This is a genomic window from Rhodococcus jostii RHA1, from assembly GCF_000014565.1.
Taxonomy (GTDB): Bacteria; Actinomycetota; Actinomycetes; order Mycobacteriales; family Mycobacteriaceae; genus Rhodococcus_F; species Rhodococcus_F jostii_A.
In genome coordinates, this window is the sequence record NC_008268.1 from 7495206 (window position 1) to 7510081 (window position 14876).

The 14876-nt window shown below is 65.2% G+C and carries 14 protein-coding genes and 1 pseudogene; 12 read left to right on the forward strand and 3 right to left on the reverse strand.

Annotation, left to right across the window (positions count from 1 at the left end; translation table 11 throughout):
- Positions 1 to 71 precede the first annotated feature (71 nt).
- A complete protein-coding gene (locus RHA1_RS34165) occupies positions 72 to 1082 on the reverse strand; it encodes an NADP-dependent oxidoreductase (protein WP_011598721.1) in 1011 nt (336 codons plus the stop codon).
- Between the two features lie 184 nt (positions 1083 to 1266).
- Between RHA1_RS34165 and RHA1_RS34170 the strand changes: the two genes are divergently transcribed.
- From RHA1_RS34170 to RHA1_RS34195, 6 genes are all read left to right on the forward strand, one after another.
- The gene (locus RHA1_RS34170) at positions 1267 to 2283 is read left to right on the forward strand and encodes a polysaccharide deacetylase family protein (RefSeq protein ID WP_011598722.1); all 1017 of its coding nucleotides are present in this window, start codon (positions 1267 to 1269) and stop codon (positions 2281 to 2283) included.
- A 51-nt stretch (positions 2284 to 2334) separates the two neighbouring features.
- Positions 2335 to 3855: a long-chain-fatty-acid--CoA ligase gene (locus tag RHA1_RS34175; protein WP_011598723.1), complete on the forward strand. Its 1521-nt coding sequence runs from the start codon at positions 2335 to 2337 to the stop codon at positions 3853 to 3855.
- A gap of 92 nt (positions 3856 to 3947) precedes the next feature.
- Entirely contained in the window at positions 3948 to 4895 is a 948-nt protein-coding gene (locus RHA1_RS34180) for a helix-turn-helix transcriptional regulator (protein WP_011598724.1), read from the forward strand.
- 131 nt (positions 4896 to 5026) lie between these two features.
- The gene (locus RHA1_RS34185; protein WP_011598725.1) at positions 5027 to 5863 is read left to right on the forward strand and encodes an SDR family oxidoreductase; all 837 of its coding nucleotides are present in this window, start codon (positions 5027 to 5029) and stop codon (positions 5861 to 5863) included.
- A 115-nt stretch (positions 5864 to 5978) separates the two neighbouring features.
- Positions 5979 to 6224 (forward strand): hypothetical protein, encoded by a 246-nt coding sequence (locus tag RHA1_RS34190; protein WP_011598726.1) that lies wholly within the window; start codon positions 5979 to 5981, stop codon positions 6222 to 6224.
- Between the two features lie 39 nt (positions 6225 to 6263).
- Positions 6264 to 6899, forward strand: a complete 636-nt coding sequence (locus tag RHA1_RS34195) for a TetR/AcrR family transcriptional regulator (RefSeq protein WP_011598727.1) — start codon at positions 6264 to 6266, stop codon at positions 6897 to 6899.
- A gap of 186 nt (positions 6900 to 7085) precedes the next feature.
- Here RHA1_RS34195 and RHA1_RS34200 read toward each other — a convergent pair whose 3' ends face one another.
- Positions 7086 to 7448, reverse strand: a complete 363-nt coding sequence (locus RHA1_RS34200) for a cupin domain-containing protein (protein WP_011598728.1) — start codon at positions 7446 to 7448, stop codon at positions 7086 to 7088.
- Positions 7449 to 8109: 661 nt separating this feature from the next.
- Between RHA1_RS34200 and RHA1_RS34205 the strand changes: the two genes are divergently transcribed.
- Complete coding sequence (locus tag RHA1_RS34205) at positions 8110 to 9276, forward strand: lipase family protein (protein WP_029537654.1); 1167 nt, start codon at positions 8110 to 8112, stop codon at positions 9274 to 9276.
- 193 nt (positions 9277 to 9469) lie between these two features.
- Positions 9470 to 9817, forward strand: coding sequence for a hypothetical protein (locus RHA1_RS34210; protein WP_016880227.1), 348 nt, complete (start codon positions 9470 to 9472; stop codon positions 9815 to 9817).
- A 215-nt stretch (positions 9818 to 10032) separates the two neighbouring features.
- On the opposite strand, the pseudogene RHA1_RS53695 reads toward RHA1_RS34210, so the two are convergent.
- A pseudogene (locus RHA1_RS53695) lies at positions 10033 to 10344 on the reverse strand (hypothetical protein); the annotation flags it as partial.
- 563 nt (positions 10345 to 10907) lie between these two features.
- Here RHA1_RS53695 and RHA1_RS34215 point away from each other — a divergent pair.
- From RHA1_RS34215 to RHA1_RS34245, 4 genes are all read left to right on the forward strand, one after another.
- Positions 10908 to 11270 (forward strand): Ig-like domain-containing protein, encoded by a 363-nt coding sequence (locus RHA1_RS34215; RefSeq protein WP_237726987.1) that lies wholly within the window; start codon positions 10908 to 10910, stop codon positions 11268 to 11270.
- Between the two features lie 682 nt (positions 11271 to 11952).
- Positions 11953 to 12603, forward strand: coding sequence for a TetR/AcrR family transcriptional regulator (locus RHA1_RS34225; protein WP_037195660.1), 651 nt, complete (start codon positions 11953 to 11955; stop codon positions 12601 to 12603).
- A gap of 202 nt (positions 12604 to 12805) precedes the next feature.
- Positions 12806 to 13312, forward strand: a complete 507-nt coding sequence (gene hadA, locus RHA1_RS34230) for a (3R)-hydroxyacyl-ACP dehydratase subunit HadA (RefSeq protein WP_050787542.1) — start codon at positions 12806 to 12808, stop codon at positions 13310 to 13312.
- Positions 13313 to 14429: 1117 nt separating this feature from the next.
- Positions 14430 to 14858, forward strand: a complete 429-nt coding sequence (locus RHA1_RS34245) for a hypothetical protein (RefSeq protein WP_011598737.1) — start codon at positions 14430 to 14432, stop codon at positions 14856 to 14858.
- Positions 14859 to 14876 lie beyond the last annotated feature (18 nt).

Sequence of the window (14876 nt, forward strand, 5' to 3'; positions counted from 1 at the left end):
GGAGGCTGCATCCTGGCCGCGCGGTGACGGGAACGAACCTCCAACTGAGGCGGCTTTAGTTTAGAGGCTGGCTACGCAGTCAGATCGATGATGAGCTTGCCTGGGTGGCCGTCGGAGAACGAGTCCACGAAGGCGGCCGGCAGCTGCTCGAATCCGGGCAATACCGATTGCACGGCCTCCAACTGTCCGGAACGGATGAGTTCGCCGAGCGTGACTTCAACCTCTGCTGCGCGGTCCATGTAGTCGAGCGCGACGAATCCTTGTGTGAGGATACGCTTGGTGAGAAGCTGTCCGAAATTGTCTGGACCGGAGGGGCGTTCGGTCAAGTTGTAGCCGTCGATCAGGCCGCACAACGCGATGTGTGCGTGGTTGTTCAGCCGGGTGATCGATGCCTCGAACATCGGGCCCCCCGAGTTTTCGAAGAGGCGGTCGATGCCATCCGGTGTTGCCGCCTCGAGTTGGTCCTTCCAATCAGGGGCCTTGCGGTCGACGACGGCGTCGGCGCCCAGTCGGGCCACCATCGAGCACTTCTCGGCGCCTCCTGCGACGCCGACAACCTGTGCACCCGCCTGCTTTGCGAGCTGGACAGCCACGCTTCCGACTGCGCCCGAGGCGCCGGAGATCAAGACGGTGTGCCCTGGTTCCGGGCGCAGGATGTCGCACACTCCGGCCCACGCGGTCAGGCCCGTCATCCCGAGGACGCCAAGGTAGTGCTCCAAGGGAACGTCCTCGCGTGATGTGATCCGGTCCCAGTCGGTACCGGGCGAGCTGACGATCTGGCGCCGTTGCCAGCCGACGAAGCCACGAACGATGTCGCCGGCGGTGAAGTTGCTGTTGCGTGAGGCCCTCACGCGTGCCAGACCGAAAGCGCGAACTGGCTCTCCGAGTGCAACTGGGGGAAGATAACTCGGTCGGTCGTCGAGCCAGCCCCTGATGGCCGGATCGATCGAGATGAAGAGGGTCTCGAGTGCGACGTCGCCAGCCTCGAGTTCGGGCAGGGCGACGTCCTCCACGCGGAAGTCCTCCACGCTCACGTGCCCGTGGGGGCGCTGCGCCAGGACGATCTGTTGTGATGAATTCACGGTGTGCTCCTTCGTCACCACCGACGGTAGAAGTCATGACAAGGCGAAACTTGGCCCTATGCGCACGGGATTCGACGAGCGCGCACAGCGCGCATCTCAATGCCGAATGCGATGCGCCTGATGAAAGCAGGTGCGCGCAAACAGCCAAGACGTGATGTCCATCACTTCATAGGGTCGGTGGGAAATGGGCTTCGTGCCGAAGAGCCCACCTGAAAGATCCGGAGTCAACGCAATGAATGACACACGCGCCGACCGACCTCTCGAGATTGCGGTCACCATCGATGACTTCGTCCTGTGGGACGGCGTTCCCATGCCGGGCGACACGACTCCCACTGACATCACGCGTTCTGTGGCGAAAACGCTGAACGACTACGGACTCAAGGGGACCTACGGTTTCTCTCACACATACCGGCTCGAGAACGAGCCAGAGCAAATGGAGGCCTTCGAGGCGTGGGCCGAAGCGGGCCATCACCTGGGTAACCACACTCACCAGCATGCTCCACTGCGCTGGATGCCCGACGCGGCATTCCGATGCGATTTTGAGACTGCCGAGAAGTATATCGGTCATCTGATCGACGCCGCACCGTCGAAGTACTTCCGGTACCCCATGGACATGTCATCAGGATCCGAACGACGTCGAGGGGAAGTCGAGAATTACCTCGCAGATCTCGGCTACCGCACGGCCCCGATCACCAGTTGGTTCAGTGATTTCGCGTTCATCATGCCGTACTTCCGCGCGATGACCCTAGGCGACAGGGACGTGCAGAAGCAGGTACGCGACCTGCACGTGTCGACCGCGGTTGACATGCTCTACAAGCACGCGGACACCGCGCACACCCTGTTCGGTGCCGACGCACCCCTCATCTGGCTCGTACACGGCACCACGATCTCTCGTGACACCCTCGCTCCGATCCTCGAGGCATTCCTCGAGCGTGGCGTGGAGTTTGTCACCCTCAATGAGGCGATGAAGCATCCGGTGAACTTCGGGAAGCCGCCGTGTAATGAGAGCTTCACCAACCAACTACAGAGATTCGCGCTTGCTGCGGGCTTGCCGAAACCTGAACTCGACTTCGAGCGGCTGGCCGAGATCCTGAACCTCGCGCCCATTCCCGGCCTCGACACGATGGCGACCTACGAAGAGCGCATGTTCAAGCCGTTGGCAAAGCGGGTGGGAGCTGACTACGACTGGGATTGGTCCTGAGTCGGAAATCCACATTCACACCGTCACACCGTCACATCTGAAAGCAGGATCATGCTCAACCTGGCCACCATGCTTGCCGACACCGCTCGACGCACTCCCAGCAGAACCGCTGTCATCGAAGGTGACCGAACCCTCACCTTCGGTGAAATCGATGCGGCTGCGAACAGTGTTGCCCATTTTCTTCTCTCCCTGGGGTTGCGCCCAGGCGACCGTGTCGCCCTGACGATCGCGAATGTTGTCGAGTTTCCGATCGTCTACTTCGGCATCCTCAAGGCCGGTGGAGCCGTCGTGCCGCTCAACACGATGCTCAAGCGGGAGGAGGTCGCCTACCACCTCCGTGACTCGGGCGCGACGGCCTACTTCTGTACCGTGCCGGGGCTCGACGACGAGGCGTGGCGCGGCTTCCAGGACGTCGAATCCTGCGAGCATCTGGTCACTGTTGGCCCCGCTTTGCTCGATGAGCCGGGCGTGGGAACAACCTTGGCTGAGGCATTGGCCGAACACCCAGCGGAAGACGTCCTGCAGGTGACCGAGGCAACGGACACCGCGGTGGTCCTGTACACGAGCGGGACGACCGGCAAGCCGAAGGGGGCGGAGCTCTCCCACGCCAACATCGTCCTCAACGCCATCGGGCATAACCAACTGCTCGACGCCCGAGCCGACGACGTACACCTGGTCACTCTTCCGCTCTTCCACTCGTTCGCACAGACCGTACAGCTGAACGCCGGTTTCGCAATGGGTGCCACCCTGGTCCTGCTGCCACGATTCGACGCAGCTCAGGCCCTGGCGTTGATGACACAGCACCGGGTAACGGTCTTCGCCGGTGTCCCGACGATGTACTGGGCCCTGCTCAACAAGGCCGCTGACGGAATAGACGTTGACCTCGCCGGTCTCCTGCGGGTCGCGCTGTCCGGCGCAGCTGCCATGCCCGTCGATGTGCTGGAGCGGTTCAGGGATGTCTTCGGTGTCGGGATCCGGGAAGGCTACGGACTCTCCGAAACCAGCCCGACCGTCACGTTCAACCCCCTCGACCAACCGAACCGGTCGGGATCGATCGGCAAACCGATCTGGGGAGTAGAGGTGAAGCTCATCGACGATCACTGGAACGAGGTCCCCGCCGGTGAACCAGGAGAACTCGCCGTACGTGGATACAACGTGATGAAGGGATACCTGGGGCGGCCCGAGGCGACAAAGGACGTGATCCGCGACGGCTGGTTCCGCACGGGCGATATCGCAACGCGAGACGAGGACGGCTACTACTTCATCGTCGATCGCGCCAAGGACTTGATCGTGCGGGGAGGCTTCAACGTCTATCCGCGTGAGCTCGAGGAGGTGATCATCGGCCATCCAGAGGTCAGCCTCGTGGCCGTCGTCGGAATCCCCGATGAGCGAAGCGGGGAGGAAGTGAAAGCCTTCGTCATCCGCGAGCCTGGATCGGAGTTGAGAGAAGAAGACCTGATCGGCTGGTCACGGGAACGGTTGGCGGCTTACAAGTACCCGCGCCTGGTGGAGTTCAGGGACACCTTGCCGATGAACGCGACAGGAAAACTCCTCAAGCGGGCTCTGCGATGATCACGCCGTTGGCGTGGGCGCCGGCGCGCGCTAGCGTCGACTGTGGCACGAGTCACAGTTTCGGCATACCGGTGTGAGAAGGTGTTGCGTCCTTGTATTCCGTCGATACGTTGCGCAGCAACGAGCACGACCAGCGTGAGCGCGGTGATTGGTGGCGCGATCAGGTCTCGTCGATCCACTGTCCGATGGCCTTCTCCCTTGCGGACAGCTACCGGGGAACCCTTCAGCATCAATACTCGGACACGTACCAGCTAGTTCGTTGGTGGGGCGAAGCGGAGGTCCTCTCCCGCACGGCAGCGGACATCCGTCGACATCCACATGGCGCCTACGAACTGCTCCTACCGGTCCGGGGTGAAGTAATCCTCGAGCAGGATCGTCGTGAAGCCACGATCACACCGGCGGTCATGGCTCTCACGTCGCTGGACACCGCGACTGTACTGCGCCATGGTGATGGCTTCTCCTCCGTTGCATTCGTGATTCCACGTGAGCGGATCGAGGCGCGGGTGCCGACATTGCCGCCCGCCGGCACCGTCCTCGATGCGACATCTGGACTGGGGCGCATCGTTGTCGACGTGGTCAGTAGTCTGCGCAGGGAGCGGCACGAGCTCACCGGTAGTCAGTTCGACGCGATCGCCGACCGAATCGTGGATCTCGTGGCGCTCGCCTACAACGCAGACACGGCCGCCCCCTCCGTCGATGTTCAGGAAGGGTTGGTCACCGCGATCCGACGCTTTGTTCGAGAGAATGCGCACGACCCGAACCTCACAGGTGCCGTGGTCGCGACGCGTCTCGGCTGGTCGCTCCGGCATGTTCAGGCCCAGTTGCAGCGGATTGGCACAACGCCGTCGGACCTCATCCGAGAGGAGCGTCTGGCGTTGGCCCGGTTGCGTCTTCAGGACCGTGGCTGGAGCCACCAGAGCGTGACTCAGGTGGCATACTCCTCAGGATTCGGCGACCTCAGCACTTTCAGTAATGCGTACCGGCGGGCCTTCGGTGAGCGCCCGTCCGACACACGTTCTGCGGCATCCGAAAACGACTGAATCAGCAGAACCCGCGGGCCCGCTCGACGACCGGGCTTGCCCTCAGCTCCGCTTGTGTCTACTGCGCACGACGCAAGCGAAGTGCGCTGACCCCCAAGAGATAACGTCAATGCGGTCCTAGCGTAGATAATATGAATAGTGCAACCACCTCCGAAGTGCGACCGGCACCCGACACCCTCTTCTCTGTCGCCGGGAGGACCGCCGTCGTAACCGGTGGCTCACGAGGGATCGGCGCCATGATCGCCCGTGGCCTGGTACAGGGCGGTGCCCACGTCGTCATCACCAGCCGAAAGGAAGAGCAATGCCGCGCGACGGCCGAAGCCATCCATTCCGAGGCAGACGCTGCGGGAACGGCAGGACGCTGCACCCCCGTCGCCAGTGACCTGTCGTCGGCCGAAGGGGTGACCGGTCTGGTCGACTGGCTCGGCGAGCACCTGACAAGCATCGACGTCCTGGTGAACAATGCCGGGGCCACCTGGGGTGCGCCACTTGAAGAGTTTCCCCTCATCGGTTGGACGAAGGTGCTCAACACCAACCTTGTCGCTCCGTTCTACCTCATCACCGGAACGCTTCCGCTTCTGCGCAATGCAGCACGCCCCGACCGGCCCGCTCGTGTCATCAACATCGGCAGCGTGGATGCCTTGACTACACCGAGCTGGGAGAACTACTCCTACAGCGCGAGTAAAGCCGGGCTGCACATGCTCACCCGCCACTTGGCCAAGCAACTGGCGGCCGACGGCATCACGGTCAACGCGATCGCCCCCGGCCCGATCTTGACGGACATGCTCGGACACGTCGCGGCGGATCCAGAGGTCGAGGCAGAGCTCCTCGGGCGCGTCCCGCTGGGCCGCTACGGACAAACCGACGACCTGATCGGCACGGTCCGGTTCCTAGCCTCACGTGCGGGCTCTTATCTGACCGGCAGCATCATTCCGCTCGACGGTGGGATCTCCGGCTGCGCCGGCTGAACCTTCGCCCCACCTTCTTCCACATCAGCAATCACCGATTCGAGGAACAACCCTGCCTGAAGCTGTCATCGCCGCCACTGCACTTTCGCCGATCGGTAGAGCGATCAAGAGTTCGTTGAAGGACATTCAGCCCGATGGCCTCACCGTCCAAACCGCGGATGTGGTGTCTCGCCGCTCTCGCGAGGGGGTGCCGAACCGGGCCGACACGGCGGCATCACCCTCGCAGGCTCGGGTGCTCACCGCCCTGCTGGTGCGCCGTGACCGGGACTGGCACCGGGCCCCGATCCGGGCGTGGGCGATCTGTGTCCTCGCCTCCGTGATCGCGGTCGCCGCCGTCGGTCTGCTGATCATCGTGGGATAAAGGCCTCGGTACCGACCGCCGAGCGCTTACGCTCGGCGAATGGCGATGAAGCTGCCCGCCGATGAGCGCCGCGCCCAACTTCTGGAGGCGGCGTTGACGATCGCGGCCGAGCGGGGCGTCGACGCGCTGACCATGCGCCCGCTCGCCGCTGCCGCCGGGACGTCCGTGGGGATTGTGCACTACCACTTCCACAACAAGGACACCCTCCTCACACAACTGGGGGAAACCCAGATCTTGCAGGTCAACGAGGGGATGCGGCTGGCGTTCGGGCAGTACACCGAACCCGCCGGGCTGTCGGGGATCCCGGCCCTCGAGGATCTGCTGCGCGCCGGGATCCGTGGTCTGTGGCCGATCATCGAGTCCACCCCCCACCACCAGCTGCTGACCTACGAGCTGACCGCCCACGCGCTGCGCCGACGCAGCGCCGGCAACCTGGCGGCCGGGGCGATCGCCCAGCGGCAGTACCGCACCATGGACGCCGAGACCGTCGCGTTCCTCACCCTGTGCGCGAGGCGAGCCGGCGTCACCTGGATCACCCCGGTCGATCAGGTCGCCCGGTTCGCGCTCACCTGCGTGAACGGGTTGGTGCTGCGCTGGCTCGTCGACCGGGACAGCGACGCCGCCCTGATCGCCCTCGACGACCTCGCGGCGATCCTCACCACCAAAGCCCGCTGACCCTCGGCTACGTCCTTACGGGCGTCGCCACCCGCGGACTGACCGCTCACTCTGCGAAGCGGCCTGGGGCGTCCACAACGTTGTGTCGCACAACGCAATAGCAAGCAGGGCGGGAGTTGAGCAAGAGTCCACTCCACCGGCTTTCCCCGGGCGCGTGGGATGAGCGGGCGGACACGGCGCTATCGTCTACCGCTTGGCGTAGTCGGCGACGCCGGTCCAGTCGATGACCACGCAGGGCTCATCGCCGAGAATCCAGGCGTCGTGTCCGGGCGGGCAGATCATGAGATCGCCGGGGCCGAACTCCATGTCCTGCCCGTCGTCCATGACGATCTTCATACGACCCGAGATGACGTAACCCATGTGAGCGGCCTGGCAGCTGTCTGTCTTGGCTATCGGTTTGACGTGTTTGGACCACTGCCAGCCGGGCTGGAAGGTCGCCCTCCCCACAGCGCCGGACGTGACGTTGACGAGTTCGAGCTTGCCCATGTCGTCCTCGAAGGGGCGGGTTTCCTCGGGCGAATCGAGACTCTTGCGGATGAGACCGGACATCGTTGTCCTCCCACGTCGTTTGGGCGGCACCCACAGATGCGGCGGATCTTCGACCGGCAAATCGGGAACCGCGGGCTGAAGCGAATTTGCTGCCTCTTCGATTCTGGGCGGGCACCCTGATTACCGCAATATCGAGCGTCAGTCCGTGGGCGAGCGCAGCGGTCGCACTGGGCGAACTGAGTCTTCTCGGAGCGCGGTGGATCCGTATCGGAGGGGTCACGGCCGAATGCCCCACGACGAGTACACCCTGCAACTGATGATGTGCGTGCTCGATCCGCACAGGCGGCGACACCGCGCTGCACCGCGGGCACGGGGGCACTGGGCACTGGGCACTGGGCACTGGGCACTGGGCACTGGAGATGATCCTCACCGAGAACTTCTGACAGCGGAAATGGCGCTGAACGAACCACAGTCCTGGGGCGATCCCGACCCTGGCATCGCTGGGCACTTCCACGGAAAGGGACTCTTTGGCCACGCTGGGCAGACTGTCCCGTGATTCGCCCAAAACCAATGTTCTGAGGATTCCGCACGGGACTGTGGCTGAGGTTGCCTGGGATCGAGCCGGGTAACGGTGGGTGTGCCCGCGCGGATACAGTCACCGTGTCCTGACGAGGGGGCGCGGAGGGAGCGGGACGTGGTGCGGCGCGGTGTGCGGGTCTTGATGGCGGCGGTGCTCGGTGTCCTCTTCCTCGCAATGATGGTTCCGGTGCCGGCGAGCGCGGAACCGCTGTACCCGTGGCCGGACCCGGATCCGTTCTACCTCGCGCCCGCCGATCTCGGGGCCACGGCGCCGGGCGAGGTGGTGCGGACGCGGCGGATCGACACCTGGATGTACGCCAATTCCGATGGGTGGCAGGTCGCGTTCCGGTCGACGAACTCGGCCGGCAACCCGATTCTGGCGGTCACCACGGTGCTTCTACCTAGGGGTGTGGCGAATCCGCCGTTGGTGTCGTATCAGGCGATCGTGAACTCGTTGGGAACCAAGTGCGCGCCCTCGCGGGCGTTGTTCAACCTGGAGATGCAGGAATCGCCGGGAATGTTGCTGGGTCTGCAGCGGGGGTGGGCGGTCTCGGTGCCCGATCACCTCGGCCCGACCGGTGCGTACGGTGCGGCCAAGCTCGGCGGCATGATCACCCTGGACAGTGTCCGTGCGGTGCAGCGGGTGACCGAATTGGGGCTGGCGAACAGTCCCGTGGCGCTGGCGGGTTACTCGGGTGGGGGGATGGCGAGTGCGTGGGCGGCGGCGCTCGCGCCGACCTATGCGCCGGAGCTGAGGCTGGCGGCGGTGGTGCAGGGCGGGGTGCCGGCGGATCTCGAGCAGATGGCCGAGGGGCTGGGGTTCAACCCGCATCCGGGGTTCGGGCTGGCCTTCGCGGCGGCGATCGGTCTCGAGCGGGAATACCCGGACCGGTTGCCGGTGTCCTCGCAACTCAATGAGACCGGTCTGTGGTTGCGGGACTGGATGAGCAACGAGTGCCGGCGGTTCCTGCTGTTCCACGGTGCGTTCCGCAACGCCGGGCAGTTGGCGGCGTCGACGAGTCTGATGGCGAGTTCGGCGGCGCGTCAGGTGTTGCGGGAGAACAGCCTCCGCTATTTCGAGGGGGTGCCCACGGCGCCGGTGTACATGTGGCACGGCACGCTCGATGGGCTCACTCCGTTCGATTCGGTGGCGGAGGTGGCGCACCGGTACTGCGCGGCGGGTGCGAAGCTGACGTTCGTGCCGTACGACATTTCCGAGCACATGACCACCGCGGTGGTGGGTTTCCCGGATGCGTACGAGTTCATCGCGGCACGGTTCCGGGGGGAGCCCGCCCCGACACGGTGCTAACCACCGGACCCCGGCGCGGAAAAGCTGACGGTGGACGAATGTCGCTAGCAGCAAGGCGATTCCAGGTCTGATCCGGACCGGGCGCGGGAGATGAGCATCGTATCGCGCGACCGTGGGGTCCGTGTCGCGCGGAAACCGGCCTGAACTGACCGTTCTGCCTTACCGTGGCGGTACGGCAGGTGAGGAGGCGCGGGTGGCCCGGGACTTCGCGGGATGGTTGTCGTCTCAGGGCTGGACGGTGCTTGCCGACACGGATGTCGTGGACATCGTCGCCGAGAAGGACGGCCGCCGGCTCTACGCCGAGGTCAAGGGTGCGAGCGCCGCGCCGGATTTGGACGTCGATACCGCCATCGGGCAGCTGGTGCGGCGGATGCCGAGCGAGGCCGATCAGTCGGTCTCGTTTGCGCTGGTCGTGCAGGACGAGCCGCGATCGGTGGACGCCGCGGGGCGGGCACCGCAACGGATTCTCGATCTGTTGGGGATGGCGCTGTATGCGGTCGATGAGGACGGCGGGGTGCGGCAGCTCTCCGGCCGCGTGTGAAGACCATCCCCCTGGCGTGAGCGGGATCGTGGCGGCGCGATCGAGGGTGTGCGATGCGGACCAACGACCGAGTCCTTGGTCGGTCCGACGTGTTCAGGCCCAGTCGCGGCACATTTGTTGCTCGGCGTCGGCGAAGCGGCTGCGGTGGCGGTGGCGGACCAGGAAGCGACTGGTGAGGGAAATTCGTCGATCTGCTTGGGGATGACACGGACGGCAAGTTCCTCACCGGACAGGTCGGCGCCGGGCAGTCGAAGGACTCGGCGATGTCTCTGCCTTCGACGTTCACGACCGAGGCCTGGGTGTCTTTCCGGCGGGCGGTGAAGTCGGTCGCTATAACTGATCTTTTCCTCGTGCTTCGGGGTTAGGACTGCCACCCAAAACGGTCCGGCGGCGCGCCACGCCATCGGGGTCTGGCGTGCTGTGGTTAACCTTTTCGGGGCGGTGACGGGGATGGTGAGGCGCCGGTTCGGCTTCGTATTCTGTCGTTGTCGTTGTTTGGGGCGCCCGGTCGGTGCCGGTTCGCCCATGCGGTCAGTGCCCGTGTCGGTGTTCGAGCTCACGAGCTTGTTCTGACGGGAGGGGCTGGGAGACTTCTTGTCATGCAGCAACTTCTCGCCGATCACGAACTGCTCGTCACCGTGGTGATGGTTGTGGTCGTGGTAGCGCTTGCCGCCGCCGCGGTGTGGACGATCTTCCGCTGACCGGCACGGTGCCGGACCGTAGGCGCGGCGACCTGCACCCTGGACCTTGCGGGTCCAGAGGTGGGGGGCGAGTTGGTGATATGCCCCGATCGCCGGGAACGAAGTTCCGGGGCTGACCACTTTGTGCCGAACGGTCGGTTCGGCATTGTCGGTGGCTCCTGCCCCGGGTAGCGTCAAATTCAGCGGCCCGGGCGGCCGCGAAACATTTTATGCGTGGTCGTCCGCTTCGCGTTCCCCACAGCGCGAATCGAAGGAGTGCGGTCATGATTACATCAGTGGCGTCCCATCTGTCAGGTCGGGAGTCTGCAAACCTTGGTGCACCTCGTCGACGGAGGCCTGCGCGTCGGCTGAGGGCCGGAATGTCGACCCTGGGAGTCACCGCCGCGGCAATGATCCTGGTGGCTCCACCGGCCGCCGCTGCGACCATCGACACCACCACGACGGTCTCGATCCAGGGTATGGCTGCGACAACGTGTCCAGTCACCTTGAGCGCACAGGTGTCACCCGCTTTCACCGGTGGGACGGTCCTTTTCAAGGAGGGCAATGTCACGCTCGGCACCGCTGCGGCGGTGACGAACGGAACCGCCAGTGTCCAGCACACCTTCAGTACGACGGGTGCGCATGTGGTGGTGGCAACTTTTAGCGGAGCAAGGGTTGGTGCGGACGATTTCAGAGCCTCCACGTCCGGAGCGCTGACCGTCACCGTCGCGACGGGACTGAATCTGGGCTCGATTTGCCTTCCCATCGGATGAATCCGGGGTCGTCTGGGTCACCGCAGGTCAGTGGTGGTACGGCGAGGTAGGCGTGGCCTCGGAAACGCTGGACGCTTCCTGGCCAGAGGTGGGGGCGTCTCGCCCTTTTTGCTGAGAGGTCGGAAACCCGCTCTGCCATTGACGAGGGAGTATTGGGCAGTGGCAACCCGATCGGTGTCGCGGAGGGGTTCTCCTTCCCCGATTCCCGAACCGGGGACCCCAATTTCGGAACCGCGAGATCGTGCCTGCGCAATCGCCGTCGCCGAGACCGCTCGCGTTCTCGGCGTCGCACTGCAGATCGAGGTCTCCCGGGGGCGGATCGAAACTGCCAGCCCGGTGTGCGCAGGAAGACCCCAAACCGCGTCGGGTGCGTGACCCGATGCCGTCGCGATTTCGATCACGTCCCTTCACATTGCTCGCATAGTCAACGGTGACGGGAAACCGGGACGCCAGCCGATCCACCAGGCTGTGCCCCTGGTACGAGCTATGTGCGCGGTGTCTGTGCGGCGGCCCGCATCCTTCGCCCTCACCACGATCGACGGGTCCGCGGCCCGTGCCCGTGTCTCGGCAGTGTGGGGTGCGGTCGCTCAGGAAGTCGATCTCGGCGAGCCGCAGCGCGACACCGGGGACGCACGATGCTCAGTTCGTCTCCTCGTAGGGCGCGAGCGCATACGATCCGTGGATGCCGAGGCTTCCCGCTGATGTGCGCCGTGGACAGCTCATCGACGCGGCGCGGGAGATCACCGCGCAACACGGTGTCGCCGCACTGACCATCCGCGGGGTGGCCGAAGCGGCCGGGGTCTCGCTCGGGGTGGTGCACTACCACTTCGAGGACAAGGAAGAGTTGCTCACCGAGATGGGGCAGAGTCTGATCCTCGAGGTCAGTGAGGCGATGCGGATGGCGTTCAGCCAACTCGTCGGACCCCTGAAAAAGCGCGGTGTCCCGGGACTGCGGGAACTCCTGTGCGCCGGAATCCGCGGCCTGTGGCCGATCATCGAGGCCACCCCCGATCAACAGTTGCTGACCTACGAGATCACCGCGCAGGCCCTGCGGCAACGCGGCGCCGGCAACGACTCGGCGGGGTTGGTCGCGGCCCGCCAGTACCGCACCATGGACACCGAGGCGGTCGCGTTCCTGAATCTGTGTGCACACCGGGCCGGTGTCACCTGGGGCACCCCGGTCGATCAGGTGGCGCGTTTCGCGCTGGCGGTGCTCGACGGGGCGGTGCTGCGCTGGCTCGTCGACCGGGACAGCGACGCCGCCCGCACCGCATTCGACGACCTGGTCCAGATCATCGCCGCGAAGGCACTCGAAGGGGAGGGCTCATGGTAGCCCCGAGCCGGGGGACGCGCCGAAGTCCCTGTTACGGCGACCGGGTGGGGGGTTGCGGGCGGAGTCCCCTCTCGGCGACACGCCCAGGTTGTATTGCGCGACGCAACACGAGGCAGAACTTTTCGGTGTCGCTGCGGAAGTCCGGGGAGCGCGACCCGAGGTGCGAGAGACCGTGACGGGGGGAACCGAGGTCGCGGCGGTGATGGCGGGGCTGATCGGCCGCCATCACCGGGTCACCGGCTACGAGGCCGGGCGGGAGAAGATCCGCGAATATGCCCGGGCCGTGCAGGATTCGCATCCCGCCCACTTCCGCGAAGACGCCGCCCACGAGTTGGGATACGACGGGCTGATCGCACCGGTCACGTTCGTGAGCATCCTCGGATCGCTTGCGATCGAGGAGCTGTTCGTGCGGGTGCTGGTCGGCTACGACCTGCGCCAGATGGTGCACACCGATCAGCAGCTGGTTCTGCATCGGCCGGTGCGGGTCGGGGACCGGCTGGACTGCGATATCTGTCTGGAGTCGTTCCGGCAGATGGGCGGCACCGATATCATTGCGACCAAAAACCTGATCACCGGCCAGCATCAGGATCCGGTGGCCACCACCCGCACCACACTCATCGCCCGCACCGGCGGGGTGGCCGATCCGGAACTGGCCCGGGCGGTGGCCGCGGTGATGATGCACAAGGCACCCGCACCCCCGGCGCAGTAGTGGCCACAGGAGCCGCTCACCTGCCGGGGGAGGCCACCAACCTGGTTCGGTGTCCGTCCCGCCGGTCACCCGGCGATGAAACGGCCGTGACCGGATTTCTCGCCCGCGACAGGGTCACTAGTCGGTGGCTCTGGTGTGCTGTTGGTGTCGCGCGCGGAAGAGAGCGCGGTGCCGCTCCAGGGCGGCAGCGTCCGTGTCGCGGAGGCTTCGCCGTTGCCGGCGGGCGAGGCAGTATCGCACGGCGGCACTGCGCTGCCGCAACAGTGTGCATGGGATGGCGCGGAATCGTCGTCGAACAGAACCGCGGCGGCGTTGTCGCACTCGATCAGCACCCAGTTCTACGCCAGCCGGGCCGGTGCCCTGTTGTCGAAAAGCACCGGCATCACGGTGTCGTCGAACAGGTCGAAGGGGATACGCGCGAGTCGACACTGGAGGCGACCGAGTGCTTGTGTCGCGGTGACGACTCCGATGACATGCGATGGTAAGCGGCGATTCGTGCGCACGGTGTCAATAAGTGTGCCTCACAACCGAACCGGGGCCGGTGTGAGCGGCTTTGCCGACATGCCCCCGAGAATCGGCACCCGAGCAGGGGGATGGTGGGTTGTCCAGTCCTCCGGCCGCGACAACCTGTTATCGGGGACAGCACGGGAAATCGGCACCCCACACCACCGAGAACAAAAACTGGTCGGGGCAGCGCGTCCGGGTTGGACCACGCGTGATCTGGGCATGCCTCGGTAGAGGCATCGAGCACCAAGAAAATAGCGCGATGCCTGCCCGAGCCAATTGCGACGACCGAGGACACGGAGGCAGCGATAAACAGAGACCACTGACCGGTGACGGACCCGAGGACGACCCGCGCCGGGTCGCCCCCGCCGTCGATGGCAGTCCCGTCGCTGTCGAGGAACGGGTGGTGACCGTCGATCGGATCGAGCAGAAAGTGGACAAGATGCGCGACAAACTCCCGACCACGCGGAGGTCCCGCAGCACTGACACCCAGACACGACTGGTGTTGCACCCCATTCCGTGCTGCCGCTAGCCGAATGATAGTGCACGGCCGACCAACTGCGGTGCAGATGAAAAGCCGGCACCCAGTGGGAAACGCGAAGGAGACACCCGAATGAACCACCGACTCCGCGCCGCCCGCGCGGCCGCGATCCTCGCGGTGGGAATCAGCGCCTCGGCCACGGCCGTCGCCGTACCGGCGGCGGCCGCCGTCACCGACACCCCCGGCGTCCCGCCGGCCCTGATGGATCAGTGCGGCACCGGGCCACTGGTCACCGAACCCAGCCGCATGATCTTGACCTGCGGGGACGCCAACAATCGGCTCACGGACATGTCCTGGGGACTCTGGAGCGCCGATCACGCCATCGGGATCGGTACCGAACACATCAACATGTGCGAACCGGACTGCGCCCGAGGAACGTTCAGATCGATTCCGGCGCTGGTCTACCTCGACCAACCGCGCCCGCTACCCAACGGGCAAGGTACCCGCTTCTCGCATGCCACCGTCGTGACGACCGATGGTGTTAATTCTTACCTACCCTGACAAGGCCGTCGGGTGTCC

What these genes read in the sequence shown, in the direction of transcription:
- RHA1_RS34170 (WP_011598722.1), top strand. Translation starts at nt 1,267, where the DNA reads ATGGGCTTCGTGCCGAAGAGCCCACCTGAAAGATCCGGAGTCAACGCA.
- RHA1_RS34175 (WP_011598723.1), top strand. Translation starts at nt 2,335, where the DNA reads ATGCTCAACCTGGCCACCATGCTTGCCGACACCGCTCGACGCACTCCC.
- RHA1_RS34185 (WP_011598725.1), top strand. Translation starts at nt 5,027, where the DNA reads ATGAATAGTGCAACCACCTCCGAAGTGCGACCGGCACCCGACACCCTC.
- RHA1_RS34195 (WP_011598727.1), top strand. Translation starts at nt 6,264, where the DNA reads ATGGCGATGAAGCTGCCCGCCGATGAGCGCCGCGCCCAACTTCTGGAG.
- RHA1_RS34200 (WP_011598728.1), bottom strand. Translation starts at nt 7,448, where the DNA reads ATGTCCGGTCTCATCCGCAAGAGTCTCGATTCGCCCGAGGAAACCCGC.
- RHA1_RS34205 (WP_029537654.1), top strand. Translation starts at nt 8,110, where the DNA reads ATGGCGGCGGTGCTCGGTGTCCTCTTCCTCGCAATGATGGTTCCGGTG.
- RHA1_RS34215 (WP_237726987.1), top strand. Translation starts at nt 10,908, where the DNA reads ATGATCCTGGTGGCTCCACCGGCCGCCGCTGCGACCATCGACACCACC.
- RHA1_RS34225 (WP_037195660.1), top strand. Translation starts at nt 11,953, where the DNA reads ATGCCGAGGCTTCCCGCTGATGTGCGCCGTGGACAGCTCATCGACGCG.
- hadA (WP_050787542.1), top strand. Translation starts at nt 12,806, where the DNA reads ATGGCGGGGCTGATCGGCCGCCATCACCGGGTCACCGGCTACGAGGCC.
- RHA1_RS34245 (WP_011598737.1), top strand. Translation starts at nt 14,430, where the DNA reads ATGAACCACCGACTCCGCGCCGCCCGCGCGGCCGCGATCCTCGCGGTG.